This window comes from Litchfieldella anticariensis FP35 = DSM 16096 (assembly GCF_000409775.1).
Lineage (GTDB): Bacteria > Pseudomonadota > Gammaproteobacteria > Pseudomonadales > Halomonadaceae > Litchfieldella > Litchfieldella anticariensis.
On the sequence record NZ_KE332391.1, the window covers coordinates 329,683 to 349,501 of the forward strand.

Annotated in this window: 24 protein-coding genes; 14 read left to right on the plus strand and 10 right to left on the minus strand. The window is 58.7% G+C overall.

The window, feature by feature from the left end; genetic code table 11:
* The first annotated feature begins 239 nt into the window (after window positions 1-239).
* From L861_RS23670 to L861_RS13945, 5 genes are all read left to right on the plus strand, one after another.
* Window positions 240-719 carry a PAAR domain-containing protein gene (locus tag L861_RS23670; protein ID WP_016417096.1) on the plus strand — a complete coding sequence of 160 codons (480 nt, stop codon included), beginning with the start codon at window positions 240-242 and terminating at the stop codon, window positions 717-719.
* 3 nt (window positions 720-722) lie between these two features.
* Complete coding sequence (locus L861_RS23675; RefSeq protein WP_016417097.1) at window positions 723-1,514, plus strand: polymorphic toxin type 44 domain-containing protein; 792 nt, start codon at window positions 723-725, stop codon at window positions 1,512-1,514.
* Window position 1,515: 1 nt separating this feature from the next.
* Complete coding sequence (locus tag L861_RS13935) at window positions 1,516-2,022, plus strand: hypothetical protein (protein WP_016417098.1); 507 nt, start codon at window positions 1,516-1,518, stop codon at window positions 2,020-2,022.
* Complete coding sequence (locus L861_RS13940) at window positions 2,006-2,572, plus strand: hypothetical protein (protein ID WP_016417099.1); 567 nt, start codon at window positions 2,006-2,008, stop codon at window positions 2,570-2,572. The genes L861_RS13935 and L861_RS13940 overlap by 17 nt, the downstream gene beginning before the upstream one ends.
* Before the next feature lie 67 nt (window positions 2,573-2,639).
* Window positions 2,640-3,134 (plus strand): arylamine N-acetyltransferase, encoded by a 495-nt coding sequence (locus L861_RS13945; protein ID WP_144063045.1) that lies wholly within the window; start codon window positions 2,640-2,642, stop codon window positions 3,132-3,134.
* Window positions 3,135-3,231: 97 nt separating this feature from the next.
* Here L861_RS13945 and L861_RS13950 read toward each other — a convergent pair whose 3' ends face one another.
* Both L861_RS13950 and L861_RS13955 read right to left on the minus strand, forming a co-directional pair.
* A complete protein-coding gene (locus tag L861_RS13950) occupies window positions 3,232-4,341 on the minus strand; it encodes a PQQ-dependent sugar dehydrogenase (RefSeq protein WP_016417101.1) in 1,110 nt (369 codons plus the stop codon).
* A 19-nt stretch (window positions 4,342-4,360) separates the two neighbouring features.
* Entirely contained in the window at window positions 4,361-4,819 is a 459-nt protein-coding gene (locus L861_RS13955; protein ID WP_016417102.1) for a hypothetical protein, read from the minus strand.
* A 244-nt stretch (window positions 4,820-5,063) separates the two neighbouring features.
* Here L861_RS13955 and L861_RS13960 point away from each other — a divergent pair, with 244 nt between their 5' ends.
* Entirely contained in the window at window positions 5,064-5,645 is a 582-nt protein-coding gene (locus tag L861_RS13960; RefSeq protein ID WP_035568521.1) for a hypothetical protein, read from the plus strand.
* Window positions 5,646-5,650: 5 nt separating this feature from the next.
* Here L861_RS13960 and L861_RS13965 read toward each other — a convergent pair whose 3' ends face one another.
* From L861_RS13965 to L861_RS13980, 4 genes are read right to left on the minus strand one after another with little or no spacing between them, the layout of a single operon-like run.
* The gene (locus L861_RS13965) at window positions 5,651-5,977 is read right to left on the minus strand and encodes an AzlD domain-containing protein (RefSeq protein WP_016417104.1); all 327 of its coding nucleotides are present in this window, start codon (window positions 5,975-5,977) and stop codon (window positions 5,651-5,653) included.
* Window positions 5,974-6,705, minus strand: a complete 732-nt coding sequence (locus L861_RS13970; RefSeq protein ID WP_016417105.1) for an AzlC family ABC transporter permease — start codon at window positions 6,703-6,705, stop codon at window positions 5,974-5,976. The genes L861_RS13965 and L861_RS13970 overlap by 4 nt, the downstream gene beginning before the upstream one ends.
* 32 nt (window positions 6,706-6,737) lie before the next feature.
* The gene (locus tag L861_RS13975) at window positions 6,738-7,586 is read right to left on the minus strand and encodes an AraC family transcriptional regulator (protein WP_016417106.1); all 849 of its coding nucleotides are present in this window, start codon (window positions 7,584-7,586) and stop codon (window positions 6,738-6,740) included.
* 23 nt (window positions 7,587-7,609) lie between these two features.
* Window positions 7,610-8,479 carry an ATP-binding protein gene (locus L861_RS13980; protein ID WP_016417107.1) on the minus strand — a complete coding sequence of 290 codons (870 nt, stop codon included), beginning with the start codon at window positions 8,477-8,479 and terminating at the stop codon, window positions 7,610-7,612.
* Window positions 8,480-8,594: 115 nt separating this feature from the next.
* Between L861_RS13980 and L861_RS13985 the strand changes: the two genes are divergently transcribed.
* Window positions 8,595-9,398 carry a M48 family metallopeptidase gene (locus L861_RS13985; protein ID WP_016417108.1) on the plus strand — a complete coding sequence of 268 codons (804 nt, stop codon included), beginning with the start codon at window positions 8,595-8,597 and terminating at the stop codon, window positions 9,396-9,398.
* A gap of 14 nt (window positions 9,399-9,412) precedes the next feature.
* The gene (locus L861_RS13990; protein WP_016417109.1) at window positions 9,413-9,670 is read left to right on the plus strand and encodes a hypothetical protein; all 258 of its coding nucleotides are present in this window, start codon (window positions 9,413-9,415) and stop codon (window positions 9,668-9,670) included.
* Window positions 9,671-9,806: 136 nt separating this feature from the next.
* Here L861_RS13990 and aroE read toward each other — a convergent pair whose 3' ends face one another.
* The 4 genes from aroE to dprA all read right to left on the minus strand — a co-directional run bounded on the left by aroE (window position 9,807) and on the right by dprA (window position 13,355).
* Window positions 9,807-10,619, minus strand: coding sequence for a shikimate dehydrogenase (gene aroE, locus L861_RS13995; RefSeq protein ID WP_016417110.1), 813 nt, complete (start codon window positions 10,617-10,619; stop codon window positions 9,807-9,809).
* Window positions 10,616-11,548, minus strand: a complete 933-nt coding sequence (gene hemF / locus L861_RS14000) for an oxygen-dependent coproporphyrinogen oxidase (protein ID WP_016417111.1) — start codon at window positions 11,546-11,548, stop codon at window positions 10,616-10,618. The genes aroE and hemF overlap by 4 nt, the downstream gene beginning before the upstream one ends.
* Window positions 11,549-11,582: 34 nt before the next feature.
* The gene (tsaC, locus tag L861_RS14005; RefSeq protein ID WP_016417112.1) at window positions 11,583-12,140 is read right to left on the minus strand and encodes an L-threonylcarbamoyladenylate synthase type 1 TsaC; all 558 of its coding nucleotides are present in this window, start codon (window positions 12,138-12,140) and stop codon (window positions 11,583-11,585) included.
* 123 nt (window positions 12,141-12,263) lie between these two features.
* The gene (dprA, locus tag L861_RS14010; protein ID WP_016417113.1) at window positions 12,264-13,355 is read right to left on the minus strand and encodes a DNA-processing protein DprA; all 1,092 of its coding nucleotides are present in this window, start codon (window positions 13,353-13,355) and stop codon (window positions 12,264-12,266) included.
* 160 nt (window positions 13,356-13,515) lie between these two features.
* Between dprA and def the strand changes: the two genes are divergently transcribed.
* From def to L861_RS14040, 6 genes are all read left to right on the plus strand, one after another.
* Window positions 13,516-14,028 (plus strand): peptide deformylase, encoded by a 513-nt coding sequence (def, locus tag L861_RS14015; protein WP_027947653.1) that lies wholly within the window; start codon window positions 13,516-13,518, stop codon window positions 14,026-14,028.
* A gap of 129 nt (window positions 14,029-14,157) precedes the next feature.
* Window positions 14,158-15,156: a methionyl-tRNA formyltransferase gene (fmt, locus tag L861_RS14020; RefSeq protein ID WP_016417115.1), complete on the plus strand. Its 999-nt coding sequence runs from the start codon at window positions 14,158-14,160 to the stop codon at window positions 15,154-15,156.
* Window positions 15,153-16,484: a 16S rRNA (cytosine(967)-C(5))-methyltransferase RsmB gene (gene rsmB, locus L861_RS14025; protein WP_016417116.1), complete on the plus strand. Its 1,332-nt coding sequence runs from the start codon at window positions 15,153-15,155 to the stop codon at window positions 16,482-16,484. The genes fmt and rsmB overlap by 4 nt, the downstream gene beginning before the upstream one ends.
* Before the next feature lie 79 nt (window positions 16,485-16,563).
* Window positions 16,564-16,767, plus strand: coding sequence for a dodecin (locus L861_RS14030; RefSeq protein WP_016417117.1), 204 nt, complete (start codon window positions 16,564-16,566; stop codon window positions 16,765-16,767).
* A gap of 127 nt (window positions 16,768-16,894) precedes the next feature.
* A complete protein-coding gene (gene trkA / locus L861_RS14035; RefSeq protein WP_016417118.1) occupies window positions 16,895-18,268 on the plus strand; it encodes a Trk system potassium transporter TrkA in 1,374 nt (457 codons plus the stop codon).
* A 43-nt stretch (window positions 18,269-18,311) separates the two neighbouring features.
* Window positions 18,312-19,760 (plus strand): TrkH family potassium uptake protein, encoded by a 1,449-nt coding sequence (locus L861_RS14040; protein WP_016417119.1) that lies wholly within the window; start codon window positions 18,312-18,314, stop codon window positions 19,758-19,760.
* The last annotated feature ends 59 nt before the right edge of the window (window positions 19,761-19,819 follow it).

Genomic DNA, 19,819 nt, shown 5'->3' on the forward strand with positions numbered 1-19,819 from the left:
ATTGAACTGCCCCCTTACGGTTGGTGTGATGTCCAACTTTCAGGGGGCAGTTCAGACTGAGCGTGAACGCTAGTCTGCGCGAGCACTTATTCAGCGTTTGCTTAACTTTGTCAAGTGTTCATTATATACTGGCGACCTCACCGCCTCACGCCAGCGTCGGGGCATACTGAAAAAGCAGCGTGCGAAGATACGCGACGCATACGAACGGTTCCTTGAGCCGTTGACAGGGAAACAGGTAAATGGATCTTGCCAAACTGGGCGACCTGGTAGCTTGCCCATGCAAGGGTGGCCCCCACCGTATCGTGACCGGGGCCGCGAGTGCCCTGGTAGACAACAAGCCCGCCGCCCGGGCCGGAGACAAGAGCTCCTGCGGAGCGAGCATCGTCACGGGACTCGACTGGTACCAGATAGAAGACTCCCCTGCCGCCGTGCACGGTAGTGCGACGTCCTGTGGCGGCCAGGTGGTAGCCGCATCCACGGTCAAGATCGGTTCGCCACGAGGCGGAGCGATGCAACCGCTCAGCCCCGCCAAGGGGGAAACCCATAACCGGCGAGTCATCTTCAAGGATGCCAGTGGCAAGCCCTATGCCAGCGTTGCCTATCGGCTGGAACTGGACAGCGGCGAGGCACTGGAGGGCATGACCGATGCCAACGGCGAAGCCGACATCGCCGACTCCCGTTTCGTTTCCTCGGGTGTAAGAATTCTGGTCAAGGAGTGACCGATGAGCGAATGGCGACTGGTAGCAACGACCCACACGACCCCGGCCAGTATCGACGACCCCTTCGAGGTGATACTACCCTGTCGCCATCCCGATCAGGCGGTGAAAATCGCCGCCTGGATGGTACAGGAAATCCAGAAGAATGCCGTATCGGATGCCGCACTTCGAATGAAGCGGCAAAATGCCTACAGTGCCGAGCAGGAACTCAGTAAATGGCAGCGAGAAGGTGAAGAACTGGGTTTTCTGCAACAAATCGGTAGAGCCGTTGTGAAACCCGGTTTTTACGATATCGAGCATGCCCAGCAACGAGCCGCATGGTCCACATGGACCTGGATGGTCATGCAGGGCCACGCTTGGGACCATAAATCCGATATACAAGATAAATTTCACACCTTGGGCAAGTCATCCTATCAATATCACCATAAGTACAAGAATCACGAATACTTCTACGACATCTGGTCCAATATCCACTATGGCTACATGGGGCTGTTCTGCGGCTTCTCCCGGGATGCCCTGCTGGATGGCGCCGGACTCGAGCAAGTGGGATCGGATCTTCGTCGCTTCCAGTTGCCTACCGATAGGTCCGTCGTCAATGGAGAGGAACTGCGACGCTTCGATGATATTACGGATGCCCTGTCGATCAGAATCGGCTACGATCTGTTCGATGCATTCCCCGACCCACAGCACCTGACGCCCCAGATATTGCTCGACAGGATAGAAGCCGCTCCGTACCCGATGGAAGTCGGCTCGAAAGTATTGCACGACTGCCAACGCGCCAGGGAGCGGCGAGAGTAACATGGAAACTGTCAGAAACAAGCGTAAATTAGCGAAAATAGCAATTATTGTCGCTATCGTCACTTTTTCAGTCTATCAATTTATCACCCCGCCGATCACCTACAAGATCGACAGTAGACTTATCGAGGTCAACGATACGCTCAAAGAGCTATCGGAAGAACATGGGTTCGAATTTTTAAAGGTGTACTCATCTTACACTTATCCAGAAGAGTATGGTGATATCATTCCATCCGAAGTGTACGATACCGTAAGAAAATTAGATATTTACGTGATCCATTTCTATAACGGACCTGACCGCCAATCGGCCGCCTTCAGAGCGGATAGATTCCTCTTTTCCCTTAGTCCTCTTTGGTATTATCGATATAGTGATGATGGCCTTACCGAGGAGAAAATCGTTCCGTCCATAGAAGAAGCCGTCAAGCAGCATCGCGGAGCACCCTTCTACGGGTTTTGCCAGAAAGCGGAAGTGCCGAACTGGTTCTTCTGCACCCATGACTCTGGAGGGTAAAATATCCAACGATGCTAAAACCAAGGTCAACGCGCCAGGGAGCGGCGAGAGTAATATGGAAATTGTCAGAAACAAGCGCAAATTAGCTAAAATAGCAATCATCGTCGCTGTCGTCACTTTTTCAGTCTATCAATTTATCACCCCGCCGATAACCTACAAGATCGACAGCCGGCTAATCGACATCAACGACACGCTAAAGGCGCTATCAGAAAAATCAGGACTCAAGTTTTTTTCAGTCTACTCATTCCGCACAAACCCACAAGAACTTAGCGACACTATTCCCTACGAGGTTTATAAGACCATCAGACAATCCGACATGAAAGTAATTCATTTCCATAACGGGCCTAACAATCAAACAGCCGAATTCGTCATGGATCGCTTCCTTTTTCCTAGATGGTATTATCTATATAGCGAGAGTGGCCTTGTCGAGGAGGAAATCGTTCCGTCCATAGAAGAAGCCGTAAAGCAACAGGACGGTCCACCTTACTTCTTCTGTCAGAAAGCGGAAGTACCGAACTGGTTCTTCTGCGCGCAGAACTCTGGAGGGTAAAATCTCCAACGATGCCGAAACCAAGGTCAACGCGCCAGGGAGCGGAAAGAGTGATATGGATAGGACAATGAACAAACGTAAACTAGCGGCCATTACCGTAGTGGCAGCCATCAGCTATTTTTTATACTACCAATACACTACCCCGCCGATCACTTTCAAGATCGATAGCCGGTTGGTCGAGATCAACGACACGCTAAAAACGTTATCAGAAAAATTGGGACTCAAGTTTTTTTCAGTCTACTCATTCAGCACCAACCCGCAAGAAATTAGCGACACCATCCCCTCCGAGGTTTATAAGACCATCAGACAATTCGACATAAAAGTAATTCATTTCTATAACGGACCTAACAGTAAAGCAGCCGAATTCGTCATGGATCGTCCTCTCTCATTTCTTCGTCCGCGTTGGTATTATCTGTATAGCGAGAGCAGCTTGATCGAGGAAGAAATCGTTCCGTCCATAGAAGATGCTGTAAAGCAGCATCGCGGGGCACCTTACTACGGCTTTTGCCAGAAAGCGGAAGTACCGAATTGGTTCTTCTGCACCCATGACTCTGGAGGATGAGACGCCCAACGATACCAGCAGTCGAGAAAAGCGTCCGACAGGCGCTTTATCAGCAGCCTGAGACGCACGATGGCTCGCCTTCGTCATTTGCAGTCACTCAAGGTGGCGATGCCGGGACCACTCGCAGCACCCGCCCCTGCTCGCTATCGGTCAGTAGATAAAGAGCTCTATCCGGCCCGGTACGAACATCGCGAATCCGCTCATCAAGCTCGGTGAACAGGACTTCCTGATCCACGATCTCGCCGTCCTCGCGAATCAGGCGACGCACCTGACGACCGGCCAACGCCGAGACGAACAGGTCTCCGTGCCATTCGGGAAACTGTCCCCCGTCATACAAGGTCATGCCCGAAGGTGCGATGGAAGGTGTCCAGTGCAGTAGTGGCGACTCGAACTCAGGCAATTCCGTGAAGGGGGTAACGAGCGCCCCGGTATAGTCGACACCATGGGTGGCCAGTGGCCAGCCATAGTTGGCACCCGGAAGGATACGGTTGAGTTCGTCGCCACCGCGTGGGCCGTGCTCGTGAATGAGCAACTCGCCCCGCATTGCATCGTAGACGATGCCTTGGATATTGCGATGGCCGATGCTGTAGAGTTCCGCTCTTGCCTCGCTGTCAGCGACGAAAGGATTGTCGTCGGGAGTAGAGCCATCGAGGTTCAGGCGCACCAGGCTTCCCAGATGGTTGGCAGGGTTCTGAGCTTGTTCGCGATAATCGAAGCCATCGCCCAACCCCAATACCAAGGTGTCATCAGGGAGGAATGTCAGGCGACCGCCATAATGGGAGCTTCCTCGCTTGTCTGGTTCGGCACGAAACAGGGGGGCCCGATCGGTCAGGCGCCGACCATCGAATCGAGCACGATCCAGGCAGGTCGTGTTGGCGGTAAGCGTACCGCACGCATAACTTAGGTATACCATGTCACTGTCGGCATAATCCGGTGCCAGTGCCACTTCAAACAACCCCGCCTGGCCATCGACCAAGACCTCAGGCATACCGGCAATGGGCGCGTCGCGTAGCGTGCCGTCGGCTTCGATGAAACGTAGGCGCCCAGCACGTTCTGTAACCAACATGCCGCCTTCGGGCAGGAAAGCCAGCGACCAGGGATGCTCGAGTCCCTTGGCCAGCGTCTCGATCCGGTAGTCCGTAGCCATCGCCATGGCACAAGCTGCCGAACCAATGATGGTCAATGGAATGCAACAGAGTCGTTGCATCTAACTTCCTCTTGCAAGATTATGCGGAAAACCCGTCCCACTTGGTGTACGCCAGGATAGCGTACCCCCACCCACCCAGAGCAGCACTCGCCATCATCGCCAGTGTTCCCTCCAGGCTACGGGTGGCCGCGATCAAGGTCGGCATGGGCGCCAAGGTATCGACGATCCACAGCATCACCCACAGCCCCAGCGCAGCCGACAGAGCATGAATCAACCAGGCGCCGGAGCCTAGCCAGCGTGTCACCAAGGTCGCCGCCGGCATGGCCCCGAGCATCATGATGGCAACCAGAGAGCCATACAGCGGCGTGAATCCCAGCAGATCGTGGCCTGTTGTGGCTAAGCGCGTGGCAAATGATATTTCGACACCCAATGCCGACAGTGCCGCCAGATTGAACTGAGTCTGCACGATTGACCCTAGCAGTGTGGCGTCCAGCACGGCGGCAATATAAGCCACTAGCGGCAGCCATCGATTCATCATAGTGACCTCTCATGAGTCAGTGTGGTAGCGCTAGTAAATCGGTATGACAGCCATGATCGACCAGCATGACCAATGTCATCAGTAGGCCATGAAAATGCTTGGCTTCGATACGCCCTGGCCCTAGAATTCGCGCGCTTCGACGTGTCTGACACCCTGTCGACCCTATGTTTCATGGCACTACCTTTCAGGAGCCATCATGCAAATTCATCGCCTCTCTCATTCGCCTCTGGCGTACTGGCGCCTAATGGCTCCCTGGTGTCTGGCCTTACTGCTCGGCGGCTGCCTAGCACTGCCGCAGACCGGTCTATTCGCCATGCGTCTGGCGGTGACCTCGTTGGGCGTCGAGGACGTGCGCATCGGCCCTTATAATATTCGTGCCGGTCTCGACACCAGCGATATCACCTCGCTGATCGCCTCTAGCCTGGGTATGGGCAGCCTACCGATCCAGGCAACCCTGGCCATGGGCCTGGGGCTGCCCAGCGGCATGCCACCGGTGGAACTCGACGGCTTCGCCTGGACCCTCGACATTCCCGGCGCCGAATCGGTCAGCGGCCGCTACGAAGAACAGGTAGCACTGACGCCGGGCGACGATGCCGATCTGCGCCTACCGGTAGCCTTCGACGTCCTCAGCGGCGGCCAGCGCCTGGCTCCCATGGTGCAACTGGCCAGTCAGCTCGCCAGCCGTGGCGAACTGCCTGCCGGTAGCGAACTGGCGATCACCCCTGGTGGCGTACGTGGGCTGGGTGTGAGCTTGCCACCGGGTTTATGGATGCCCACCATGCGCCTGGCCGTGGGCGAGGACGGCAGCCTCAAACCTCAAGCCTAAGCCTTTCACAACGGCAATTGGCCGAACAGCCCACGTAGCAACAAGAATGTCACGAGGCCGCCAAGGATGGTGGTCAACAAGTGACGGCTGAATTTGGCAATGGCGATAGTGACCAAGCCAGCCAGCAGGTAGGCATTGTCCCAAGCCAGATCCAGTTCGCCTTCCGGCATCAATAGTCCTGGGACGACGATTGCGCTCAGCACGGCTACCGGTACGTAATGCAGTGCCTGGTTCAACCAGGTCGGGAAGTGCAGATTTGGCCAGGCGAACAGGCTATAGCGGATCGAAAAAGTGATCGCCAGCATGCCAAGAATCAGCCACCAAGGGTTCATCGGGCCGCCTCCCCGGACAGGTTGTTTCTGCCATGCCGCTCCAATAAGACACCGACGACGATCCCCGCCAATGCCGCCACCAGCATCTCCAACTGATAGGGCAAATCCCGGCTCGCCAGCGCCACTCCACTGGCCACCAGCGCGGCGGCAAGGCTCGGCCGGTTGCGAAGCATGGGCACTACGATACCGGTGAACGTTGCCAACATAGCGAAGTCCAGCCCCCACGATGCCAGGTTCGGCACTCGCTGGCCGAAAAAGACACCGACCAGGGTGAACACCTGCCAGTTGGCATACATGGCCATGGCTGCGCCCAGGAAGAACCAATGCTTGCAGGGCGAGCCATCATCGCGGGCATAGCGCTGCTGCACTACGGCATAGGCTTCATCCGTTAGCCAGAAGGCCAGCAGTGCGCGCCAGCGGGACGGCAAATGCCGCACATGGGGTTGCAGCGCCGCACTGTACAACAGATGGCGTAGATTGATTACCAATGTCGTCGACAGTACGACGGCCACGCCGGCTCCCCCGGCCAACAGGGTAATAGCGACGAACTGAGCCGCACCGGCAAAGACCAATAGCGACATGCCTTGCGCTTGAGCAGGCGAAAACCCAGCATCGACCGCCAGGCTGCCGAAGAGGATAGCGAATGGAATGGTCCCCAGAAGCAAAGGCAGGATATGGCGGACACCATCTAGAAGCTCCCGGATTCGGGAATCACGCGAACAGGACATGGGCAATACCTCCTGTTCGCCAATTTGTACGTCTACTGAGGCTGGGTCTTGAACGATCTTGCGCAGGCTTTGCGGTAAGTGCCCGGCCCAACGCCATAAGCCTGCTTGAACTGCCGGGAAAGATGACTTTGGTCGGCAAATCCCGCTTCCGTAGCAACCCAGGCCGGGGCCAAGCCCTGTTTCAACAGGGTGCGGGCCTTCTCCAAGCGCTTCTGCTTAAGCCAGGCATGCGGTGGCAAGCCGGTGGCACGTCGAAAGACGCGTGCAAAGTGAAAGGGCGACAGCCCGACCACAGCACCTAACTCCTCCAGCGATGGGGGGTCCACCAAACGGCCAGCAAGACATTCCTTGGCCAGTGCCACCGCCTTTGATTCACGGCCCGCACCGGGTACCGCCGGCAAGCGAGCATAACGCTGAAACAGCATGAGCAAGGCTTCGCGCCATACCGTCTGCTGCTGCAGGACACTGGAGTCCTCCTCCAGCAAGCGATGCAAATGCATGAAAGTTCCCGCCACTTCGACATCGTGCAGCACACTAACGGTAAAGGTCGGCACCCCTCCCCGCGACAGCTCCAGTTCGTTCAGTACATCAAGGATCTGTTCAGCTTCCGGGTAACAGGCCCGATAACTCCAACCCGATTCATGTGCCTTGGAACCGGTATGCACTTCATCGGGATTGATCAATACCATGCTTCCAATCGGGGCAAGATGCTCACTGCCTCTATGATGGAAGCGTTGTCCCCCCCGTTCGATCACGTTGATGACGAAGCTGGAATGCACGTGAGGTGCAAAGCGTTGCTCGACATAGTGGGCATGCAGTAACTCCACACCTCCCAACTGGGAAGCCTGCCAAAAGTGCACCTGCTCATCGCGCGACCGCATGATCCCATCAGCTCCGGCTTGTCTCAGGCGCGGTCTTTCAAGCGCTGCTGGCCAACCCACTGGCAAGCGAATTGCCAGGCGGCTCGGCCACTGCGCCCACCGCGCAGGGTCGCGAAACGAATCGCTTCCTCGCGAGCCGCCTCATCCCAGTCGCCGGCATCACCGAGTTGGCATACCCAATGCCCACAGGTTGCCAGGTAAGTGGCCTGGTTGAAGGGGTGGAAAGCGAGCCACAAGCCGAAGCGGTCCGACAACGAGATCTTCTCTTCCACGGCGTCGCCATGGTGCAACTCATCACCTACCAGGCGGGTGGCTTCGTTGTCGGCGAACGACTCGGGAAGCAAGTGACGGCGGTTGGAAGTTGCATAGAGCAGCACGTTCTCCGGCGGACCGGTCAATGTCCCATCCAGCACGCTCTTGAGCGCCTTGTAGGCATCGTCGCTACCCTCGAAGGAAAGATCGTCGCAATAGACCACGAAGCGCCGCGGCTCGTCACGCAATTGTTGCACCAACAACGGTAAACCCGCCAAGTCGTGGCGATCGACTTGAATCAACCGCAAACCCTCACTCCCCAGTGAGTTGAGCAAGGCACGTACCAGAGACGACTTGCCACTGCCACGTGCCCCCCATAGCAAGGCATGGTTGGCCGGTAACCCACGCAAGAAAGCACGGGTGTTGTCGAGCAACGCTTGCTTCTGGCGCTCCACACCCAGCAGATCATCCAGAGTCACGGCATCACGCACCGCCACTGGCAGCAATTGCCCACCCAAGGCATGGCGCTGCCAAAGCGCGGCGATGTCGTGCTCCCAGTCGACGGGTTCGGATGCCGGAGGCAGCCAATGATCGGCGCGTTCGAGAAGTTCCAGCAAGCGCTGGGATAACTGTGCATCCATGATTGTCCCTCTGTGTTCGGAGATGGTTGACCTCGATTGGTTTCGGGGTATCTTGTGGCAGACCATCCGCCTTCGTCCAATCGCACCGTGTATTGGACCCGATGAGGATAACTGCATGCGCTGGATCCCCCGACTCGCTGTCGGCGTAATCTGTATCACCTTGGCCGCCTGTTCCAGTTCACCGACAGGACGGCAGCAATTGACGCTCTATTCCGACGAGCAGCTCAATCAAATGGGCCAGCAGGCCTTCAACCAGTACCAACAGGAATTGCCCACCGTTGGTGGCGCTACGCATCGCTTCGCCGAATGCGTGGCCAGTGCCCTGGTCGCCGAACTCCCCCAACAGCAGCAAGCACAGAACTGGCAGATTCGTGTCTTCGAGGACGACTCGGCCAACGCCTTCGCTCTGCCTGGTGGTTACATAGGAGTCAATACTGGTCTGCTCAAGATCGCCACCAACCAGGATCAACTTGCCGCGGTGATCGGCCACGAGATCGCCCACGTACTGGCGAATCATGCCAACGAACGCGTCTCGACCCAGTCGGCGACCCAACTCGGGCTGTCGGTACTGCAGTCGGCTACCGGCATGCAAGGAGCTCAAGGCGAGCAACTGATGGGCCTGCTTGGCGCCGGAGCCCAGTATGGCATCTTGCTGCCGTTCTCGCGCCGTCACGAGAGCGAAGCCGACACCATCGGCCTCTCCCTGATGGCCAGCGCCGGCTTCGACCCACAGGCCAGCGTCGAGCTGTGGGAGAAAATGGAAGCCGCTGGCGGTGCACAACCACCGGTATGGATGTCCACTCACCCCAGCCAGGGTCAGCGTATCGGTGGCTTGGAATCCGGTATGAACGAGGCCATGGCACGCTATGAGCAGGCCCGCAGTGCCGGTAAACGCCCCAACTGCTCGTATCCGGGCTGAGGTGGCGTCCTCTGATGTTACGAATCGGTTTATTGTTGCTGATCGCACCCATCGTGATTCTGATGGGTGCGTATTTCTGGGAACTCGGCGACGTGCGCGAGTGCGCACTGAATGGAGGCTACTGGAACTATGTGGAGGGTGCGTGTCGTGACACGCCTCAGCCCTTCGCCTCCTGGCAGGTTCGCTCTCCCTGGTTGGTCAACGGCGGCATGTTGCTGTCGGTACTTGGCGTGGTGCTGTGCATGGTCGGACTTTACGTCAAGAAGCGCTGAGCGGCACGGATAAGCAGGCTGCACGTTGCCGGCGGCAGGCCTTCGAGAAGGCGCTGTAAACCCTTCCATGGGCGCTACCTTTTCCATCCATGGAAAAGGACCTTCTCTATGGCCTGTCCCTGGCAACGCTTCCATATCACAGGGATTGACGTAGCGCCGCCAGCACTGGTGCAGTCTCAGGACGAACGTTACGCCACTGGAAGAATGACTCGGCAGCCTGTTCGACCAGCATGCCCAGGCCGTCGAGAGGGCGTGCACCACGTTCGGCCGCCCACGCCAGGAACACCGTGGGTTCAGCGCCGTACATCATGTCGTAGGCCGTCGCACCGTTGGCGAAAAGATCGTCGGGCAACGGCGGAAGATCGCCGGCCAGGCTGGCGCTGGTGCCGTTGATCACGACATCGAAAGTGCCGGTCACAGCCTCGAAACCTCCACCTCGAATCACACCCAGATCCATGAAATCCGCTGCCAGACGTTCAGCCTTCTCGGCAGTGCGATTGGCGATCAGCACGCTGGCCGCTCCGGCCTTCAGCAACGGTTCCAGAATGCCGCGTACTGCGCCGCCGGCTCCTAGCACCAGGATGCGCGCAGCGGCTAACTTGACGCCATGGTGCTCGAGGTCTCGCACCAGGCCCACGCCATCGGTAGTATCGCCATAGGTCTGGCCGTTGCCACCCAGCACCAGAGTGTTTACCGCTCCGGCACGTTTGGCGCGATGGCTAAGCGTATCGCAGAGTCGAAAGGCATCTTCCTTGAATGGCACGGTAACGTTGGCGCCCACACCGCCCTTGGCAATGAACGCTTGCCAGGCTCCGATAAAATCGTCCAGTGGCGCCTCGATAGCGCTGTAGTCGATGGTCTCTCCGGTCTGCTCGGCAAAAGCCGCGTGGATCTGCGGCGACTTGGAATGGCCGACCGGATGGCCGAAGACACAATAGCGATCTGTCATGACGATTCTCCTGATGATTCGCCTAGCCAGTCACGTGGACGCAAATAATCACGATACAGGCTCTCCTCGGGGCTACCTGGCTCGGGGGTCCAGTCATACCGCCAGGTAGCCATTGGCGGCATCGACATCAGGATTGACTCAGTGCGCCCACCACTTTGCAGTCCAAACAGGGTGCCTCGGTCCCATACCAGGTTGAACTCCACGTAACGCCCACGACGATAGAGCTGAAAGTCACGCTCGCGCTGCCCGTAGTGAATCCCATGCCGACGCTGCACGATAGGCAGGTAAGCTTCCAGGAAACTGTCACCGACAGCCCGCTGGAAAGCGAAACACGATTCGAAGCCCCCTTCGTTCAGGTCGTCGAAGAACAGCCCACCAACCCCACGAGTCTCGCCGCGGTGCTTGAGATAGAAGTACTCGTCGCACCAGGCCTTGTAACGCGCGTAGACCTCGTCGCCGAAGGGGTCGCAGGCCTGCTTGGCAACGCGATGCCAATGCACCACATCCTCGCGTACCGGATAGAACGGTGTCAGGTCATAGCCGCCACCAAACCACCAGACCGGCGCTTCTCCTTCCTTTTCGGCGATGAAAAAGCGTACATTGCCGTGGCTGGTGGGTACATGCGGATTCTCTGGATGCAGCACCCAGGACACACCCACCGCATGATAGCTACGCCCGGCCAGTTCAGGGCGCGCCGCAGTAGCCGATGGCGGCAATTGAGCGCCAAAGACATGCGAGAAATTGACGCCGCCCTTCTCGAACACACTGCCGTTCTCGATCACCCGCGAACGACCGCCGCCACCTTCCTCGCGCTGCCAGGCATCCTCGCGAAACTCGGCACTGCCATCCGCGGCAGCCAGTGCCTGGCACAGCCGGTCCTGCAAGTCGAGCAAGTAGGTCTTGACGGCATCGAGATAGGCGTGAGCCACGGGGCCTCCGGTATGACAAAGGGGATGAAGGGGGTCAAGTACGCAACACCCGACCGCTGCGCAGGTCGCGGATGGTACTGGGGCGATCGTGTCCTCCCAGCGACCCGTCGACAATGGCGGCCAGTTGATCACCAAACTGACGTCGAACCTCGTCTACATTCGTGGCTTCCGGCTCACCGGCCAGGTTGGCCGAGGTCGAAACGATGGGCCCACCAAAGGCGGCGCACAGTTCACCGACCAATGGGTGATCGCTAACGCGTAACGCCACGCTGTCATGACAGCCGCGTAGCAGAGGGTGAGCACGGCCATTATCAGGTACCAACCAGGTATTGGGCCCTGGCCAGCTGGATACTAACGGCGCATGCAGTTCATAAGGTAAATCGCACAGCCAGTCAGAGAGCTGGGCGATATCACCGGCAATCAGGATCAGTCCCTTGGCCGGGTCGCGCTGTTTGAGTCGCAGCAAGGCCGTAAGGGCTTCGCCACTGTCGGGATCGCAGCCCAGCCCCCATACTGCTTCGGTGGGATAGGCGATCACCCCGCCAGCATGCAATGCTGCCACGGCGGTTTCGATAACAGCGGTATCACTCATGGGGGTGGCGCTCCTCGAGCAGACCAGTATCCGAAAAAGGCACACATTCTAACATGCCCATAGGTACATTGGCCTTCCCCTGAGAATGAGCAAGACAACCCCGGCGTAAGGCAATAGCATCCGTTAGCCAGGCAAACGTATCCACCCCCCGGCTGTCTGAGTCACTCGCCCTGCGAGCTCGAGTTCCAACAAACGCATCTGACAGCTCGCCACGTCCTGGCCGGTCAGAGTGATCAGGGCGTCCAGCGGTGTTGGCGCATCGCTCAGCCAATTCAGCAATGGGTCCGCAACAGCAGGCGCATCGGGTACGGAAGCAACATTGGCGACATTGGAAGCCAGGCCACCCGCCCAATGACCGAGTTCGGCAAGAATGTCATCGATACCGGTGACGAGTACCGCGCCCTGTTGGATCAATTTCAGGCATCCTCGCGCCTGAGGGTTGTGCAGAGAGCCAGGCAAGGCAAAGACCTCACGATTCTGCTCCATCGCCAGCCGCGCGCTGACCAATGAGCCACTTTTTTCGGCAGCTTCGACCACCAGCACGCCCAACGACAAACCGGTAACGACACGATTGCGGCGCGGAAAGAAAGCCGGTCGCGCCTTGGTGCCAGGAGAATGCTCGGAAAGAATCAGGCCACCCTCGGCGAGTAGGCGTTGATACAGGTCGCCATGTCGTGGCGGATAGATGACATCTATCCCACTGCCCAGTACTGCCACGCTGCGACCATGAGCATCGAGGGCAGCACGCTGAGCGTGACCATCCACGCCCAGTGCTAGACCACTGACTACACACCAGCCACGCTCGGCCAGCTCGGCACCGAAGCGCGCGGCATTGCCCAAGCCGTCGCGGGTAGGGCGACGCGAACCTACGATAGCCAAAGTGGGGGGTACTAGAGCTTCGAGGTCGCCTGCTGCCCATAGCACTGGCGGAGGATCGGGTAGTTCACGAAGCAGGGATGGCCAGGCAGAGTGATCGGGATGCAGCAGGCTATGCAACGGGTTTTCGGCCAACCACACATCGAGCACATCGCACTCCGCTTGCAGCGGGCTGCGTTGGGGGTGATCGAGCCATAACCGCAAGTGCTGACGAGCCTGGTCAGGCAACAAGTTCAACCAGCCTTCAGGCCAGACTGGGCGCTGTGCCAGCAATTCAGCCAAGCGTCGTGAACCCACCCCCGGCAATCGCGAGAGAATCAGCCACTCCTTGGCCGTCATCGTCATCTCCTTATGGTATGATCAGCAAAGCGTGCCCAAGGGAACCATAGCTTCTCGCTATCAGTCTGATATGCAAGTCCATGGTTCCGTTGTGGGCAACGGCCCACTAAACTATGGGCATTACATTGTGGCACAACAGCATAACGGTGATTTCAACGCCATGGCCAAATTACCCATCCTCGAATTCCCCGACGAGCGCTTGCGTACCAAGGCAGCGCCGGTGGAGAACGTCGACGACGAGGTGCGCCAGCTGGTCGACGACATGCTCGAGACCATGTACGAGGCCCAAGGCATCGGCCTGGCGGCCACCCAAGTCGACGTGCATCGCCGCGTGATCGTCATGGACGTCAGCGAAGATAGATCCAGCCCGCTGGTACTGATCAACCCCGAGTATCATCCCATCGGCGACGAGCGCGAGTCGATGCAGGAAGGTTGCCTGTCGATCCCCGAATACTACGCCGAGGTACCGCGCGCCCTGCGCGTACATCTCAAGGCGCTCGACCGTGATGGCAAGCCCTACGAACTCGAAGCCGACGGCCTGCTGGCGCATTGCATCCAGCACGAGCACGATCACCTCGAAGGCATCCTGTTCGTCGATTACCTGTCACCGCTCAAGCGTGATCGTGTGCGCAAGAAGATGGAAAAGCGCCACAAGCAACTACAGAGCGCTTGACCTCTCCCCTATCACTGCTCCTGAAGGCCGGCCTTGGAAAGACTCAAGACCGGCCTTCGTCGTTAACGGGTCGTTTCCGTTATCATGTCGTCATTCCCATCGTTAACGACGACGCCAAGGCCCTGCTCCATGACTCAACCTCTGCGCGTGATCTTCGCCGGCACCCCCGAGTTCGCCGCCACGAACCTTTCGGCCCTGCTCGACAGTGACCACCGGGTCGTTGCCGTCTATACCCAGCCCGACCGTCCCGCCGGCCGTGGCCGCAAACTGACGCCCAGCCCAGTCAAGTCATTGGCTCACCGCCATGGGCTGCCGGTGTATCAGCCGACATCGCTCAAGAGCGCCGAGGTGCAGGCCGAACTCGCTTCACACGATGCCGACATCATGGTGGTGGTGGCCTACGGTCTGCTGCTCCCTCAAGCAGTGCTCGACATCCCGCGCCTCGGATGTCTCAACGTGCACGCTTCGCTGCTGCCCCGCTGGCGTGGCGCCGCGCCTATCCAACGTGCTATCGAGGCTGGCGATAGTGAGAGTGGAGTGACCATCATGCAGATGGATGCCGGCCTCGACACTGGCCCCATGCTCCTGAGGCGTACGACCCTCATCGACACCACGACGACCAGTGGTGAGTTGCACGATCAACTGGCTAAACTGGGTGGCGAGGCCATCGTCGAGGCACTGGATGCCCTGGCGGGTTTAGGCCTGGCACCGACACCACAACCTGAGGAAGGTGTCAGCTACGCCGCCAAGTTATCCAAGGCCGAAGCCGAACTGGACTTCACTCAACCAGCCACGGCACTGGTGGCCAAGATCCATGCCTTCAATCCCTGGCCCGTCACTTGGACCAAGCTGGGGAGTGAAACGCTACGCTTGTGGCAAGCAGAGCCCGGCAGACGCCGCGACGATGACCCGGATTCTCCTCCCGGCAGTTTGCTGCCAGCCGACAGCGATGCCTTGCGTATCGCCTGTGAAAACGACGGCAGTGATGTCCTACGCGTGACCCTGGCCCAGCTCCCTGGTGGTAAGGCCTTACCGGCCCGGGATCTGCTCAATGCCCGCGGCGACCGTTTGAACACTGGCACCCTTCTGGGCCAGCCTGATCCCATGCAAGAGGAACCTCGCCCATGAATCAGGATGACAAGTCCCCCGTTTCCAGTGGCCAAGCGGTACGTGCAGCCGCAGCCCGCGCCTTACTGCCGGTGATTTCCGACCAGGGTTCGCTGGCCAGTCTCGACGATAGCCAGGTGCCGGCGCGCGACCGGGGGTTGCTGCGCGCCCTGTGTTATGGCGCATGCCGTACCCTACCGCGTCTCGAAGCGTTGGCCAGCGAACTGCTGAGGAGTCCCTTCAAGTCGCGCGACGCCGATATCCAGGCCCTACTACTGATCGGCATCTACCAGTTGCTCTATTTGCGAGTCCCGCCACATGCCGCCGTGGGCGAGACAGCCGGCGCCGCGCGTGTACTCAACAAAGCTTGGGCAACCGGAGTGATCAATGGGTGTCTGAGGCGCCTACAACGTGAATCGAGCAAATTACAGGCCAAAGTCGACCGTGACCCCTGCGTGGCCCTGCTGCATCCCCCTTGGTTGCTCAAGTGGCTGCGCCGGGCCTGGCCCGATGACTGGCGGGAAATCGCCATCGCCAACAATCAGCCAGGTCCCATGACATTGCGCGTCAATCGTCGTCACGTCGATCGCGAGGTGTATCGCGAGCGACTCATCAGCGCAGGATTCGAGGCAACCCTGTGCCAACACGCACCGGATGGTCTAACACTGATCGAGTCCTGTGACGTCGATGCACTGCCCGGTTTTCGCGACGGCGTGGTCAGTGTACAGGACGAAGCGGCCCAGCTTGCCGTAGAACTGCTAGGCCCGATTCTGGCACCACGCCCGGGTGCACGTGTTCTGGATGCCTGTTGCGCTCCTGGCGGCAAGACTGCCCACCTGCTGGAAGTTTTCGACGTGGATGTAACCGCTATCGACAGCGATGCCTCACGCCTGGCACGTGCCGAGTCGACCCTCTCGCGTCTGGGCCTCACGGCAAAGTTGATCCACGCCGATGCCAGCAACCTGACATGGTGGGACCGAACCGAGTTCGACGCCATTCTGCTCGATGCTCCCTGTTCCGGTAGTGGCGTGATTCGTCGACATCCCGATATCAAACGCCTGCGTCGTCCGGAAGACATTCGAGAGCTCACGACCTTGCAGGCACGACTGCTCGACAACCTATGGCAGACCCTCCTCCCTGGCGGTACCCTGCTATACGCCACCTGCTCGGTGCTTCCTGAAGAGAACGCCGACCAGATCGAAGCGTTTCTCTCCCGCACACCGGACGCTACCGCCACTACACCGGAGCAAGTGGGCTGGGGACGCCCGGCCGGCGTCGGACGACAGTTATTGCCGGTGGAAGATGGGCATGATGGCTTCTTCTACGCTCGCTTGCTCAAGCATCCGTGAGAGTTCCTATACTGGCAGTAAGCGCCGCTTGGCGTGATCTCGACAAGAGATACATGACTCACAGGCAAAGGAGTGGCCCATGTCCCACGTCTACAAGCATATCGAGCTGACCGGGTCGTCTACCGAAAGCATCGAGGATGCCGTCTCCCAAGCCCTGGCCAGGGCCAATCAGACACTTCACGGCATGCGATGGTTCGAGGTGACGGAGACCCGGGGTCACATCGATCAAGGTCGCGTGGCTCACTGGCAGGTCACGCTCAAGGTCGGTTTCACACTCGAGTAAGCATGCCAGTACCGTTACGAACGACTTACCTCGCCCTGTCTTCGACGGGGCGAGTGGTTTATGCTAGCCGGCGTTTGCCGGCCATCTTCCGGCGATCACCGGTCATCAGCATGCGGATACGCTATTCATGAAGATCATCATTCTGGGCGCAGGCCAAGTCGGTGGAACCCTGGCCGAACACCTGGCCCACGAGGAAAACGACATCACTGTCGTGGATACTGATGGTGAGCGCCTACGCGAACTGCACAATCGCCTGGATATTCGTACCGTATCTGGCCCAGCGTCATATCCGATGATCCTGCGCCAAGCCGGTGGTGAAGACGCCGACATGCTGATCGCGGTGACCAACTCAGATGAAGTCAACATGATCGCCTGCCAGGTGGCGCATACCCTGTTTCGCACGCCAACCAAGATCGCACGCGTCCGGGCCACCGCCTACCTGGCCCGCAAGGGATTATTCGCTCACGATGCCGTCCCCATCGATGTTCTGATTACTCCCGAACAGGTGGTTACCGACCATATCCGACGCCTGATCGAATATCCTGGTGCCCTGCAGGTACTGGAATTCGCTGGAGGACAGGCCCAGCTGGTCGCGGTCAAAGCCTTTTACGGCGGCCCACTGGTAGGTCAGGAACTGGGCTTTCTGCGCCGCCACATGCCCAACGTCGATACTCGGGTGGCAGCCATCTATCGCCGCAACCGGCCGATCATTCCACGCGGCGACACTGTGATCGAGGCCGACGATGAAGTGTTCTTCATCGCTGCGCGTCGCGACATCCGCGCAGTGATGAGCGAGTTGCGCAAGCTCGACCGTGACTTCCGTCGTATCGTCATCGCCGGCGGCGGTCATATCGGCGAGCGTCTGGCCGAGAATCTCGAGCATAGCCATCAGGTAAAGATCATCGAGCACAACCTGGAGCGCTGCACCTCGCTTTCGGAACGCCTCGATCGCACCGTGGTGCTGCACGGCAGCGCCACCAGTAAGCGGCTGCTGCTGGAAGAGAACATCGAGGACTGCGACATCTTCTGTGCTCTGACCAACGACGACGAGGTCAACATCATGTCATCGATGCTGGCCAAGCGCCTAGGTGCCAAGAAAGTACTGACACTGATCAACAACGCTGCCTATGTCGACTTGGTCCAGGGCGGCGAGATCGACATCGCCATCTCTCCCCAACAGGCCACCATCGGCAGCCTGCTGACACATGTGCGGCGCGGCGATATCGTCAATGTCCACTCGCTGCGCCGCGGCGCCGCCGAGGCCATCGAGGCCATCGCCCACGGCGACTCGCGATCGTCCAGGGTGGTGGGGCGTACCATCGACGAAATCGACCTGCCCAGTGGCACTACCATCGGCGCCATCGTGCGCGGCAAGGAAGTCCTGATCGCTCACCACGACGTGGTGGTGGAATCCGGCGACCATGTCATCCTGTTCGTGATCGACAAACGCCGTATCCGCGACGTGGAGCGGTTGTTCCAGGTCGGCCTGACATTCTTCTGAGCATGCTTGCGATGCCACCTCACTGGACAGAGACAGTCCCATCATGAGCCTGCGCGTCATTCTACGCATCCTGGGCCTGCTACTGATGCTATTCAGCCTGACCCTGGTACCACCGATTCTGATTTCCCTATGGTTTCGCGACGGCGCCTGGGAAGGCTTCACCATCGCCCTCGCCATCACCATTGCCACCGGCGCCGTCTTGTACTGGCCCAACCGTCTGGCCCGCAAGGAGTTGCGAAACCGTGACGGCTTTTTGATCGCTGCCCTGTTCTGGACCGTACTAGGGTCGTTCGGTGCTCTGCCACTCATGCTGGAAGATACCTACGCCCTGTCCCTCACTGATGCCGTGTTCGAATCCTTTTCCGGGCTGACCACCACCGGTGCCACCGTGATTACCGGCATCGAATTTCTGCCTGAAGCGATCCGCTATTACCGACAACAGCTACAGTGGCTAGGCGGCATGGGAATCGTGGTGCTGGCAGTGGCCATTCTGCCGACACTGGGCGTCGGCGGTATGCAGCTCTATCGCACCGAAATTCCCGGGCCGCTCAAGGACTCCAAGCTGACACCCCGTATCACCGAAACCGCCAAGGCACTGTGGTATATCTACGCCAGCATCACCCTGCTGTGCATCGTCGCTTATTGGCTGGCGGGCATGGACTGGTTCGACGCAGTAGGGCATGCCTTCTCGACCGTCGCTATTGGTGGCTTCTCCACCTATGACGCCAGTATCGGGCACTTCGACAGTGCCGTCATCGAACTGATCTGTATTGGCTTCATGATCGTTTCGGCCATGAGCTTCAGCCTGCATTTCGTTGCCTGGCGTGAAAAACGCCTGACCCAGTACCTGAAGGATCCGGAAGCCCGTTTCCTGCTATTGTTCTTGATCGGTTTGAGCCTAGTCACAGTGACCTCGTTGTGGCTTACGTCCACCTATACCGATGCCGAGGTTCTGCGCCATGGCTTGTTCGAGGTGGTCTCGATCGCGACTACCTCTGGCTTCGGGGTGGCCGACTTCTCAGGCTGGCCCGGTGCCCTGCCATTCCTGTTGTTCGTGACCGCTTTCGTAGGCGGTTGCTCCGGTTCCACCGGCGGTGGCATCAAGGTCATCCGTATCATTTTGATCCTGAAGCAGGGCATGAGAGAGATTCTGCGCCTGATTCACCCCAATGCCGTCATCGCCGTCAAGATAGGCAAGGTCAGCGTTCCCGATGGCGTCGCCCAAGCGGTATGGGGCTTTTTCTCGGTCTACGTGATGCTGTTCCTATTGATGCTGGTAGGCGTCATGGCCACCGGTGTCGATCAAGTCACCGCCTGGTCGACAGTGGCCTCGTCACTCAACAACCTTGGCCCCGCCCTGGGTGAGGCCACCAGCCACTATGGCGACATACCGACCTTGGCCAAGTGGATCCTGGTGCTGGCGATGCTGCTCGGGCGCCTGGAGATCTTCACACTGCTGGTACTGTTCACCCCCGCATTTTGGAGAAGATGAGCCGCGCGGTTTTCCCGCCGCCCGGCTTCATGGATAATCGGATAGTCACCCCCAAGATA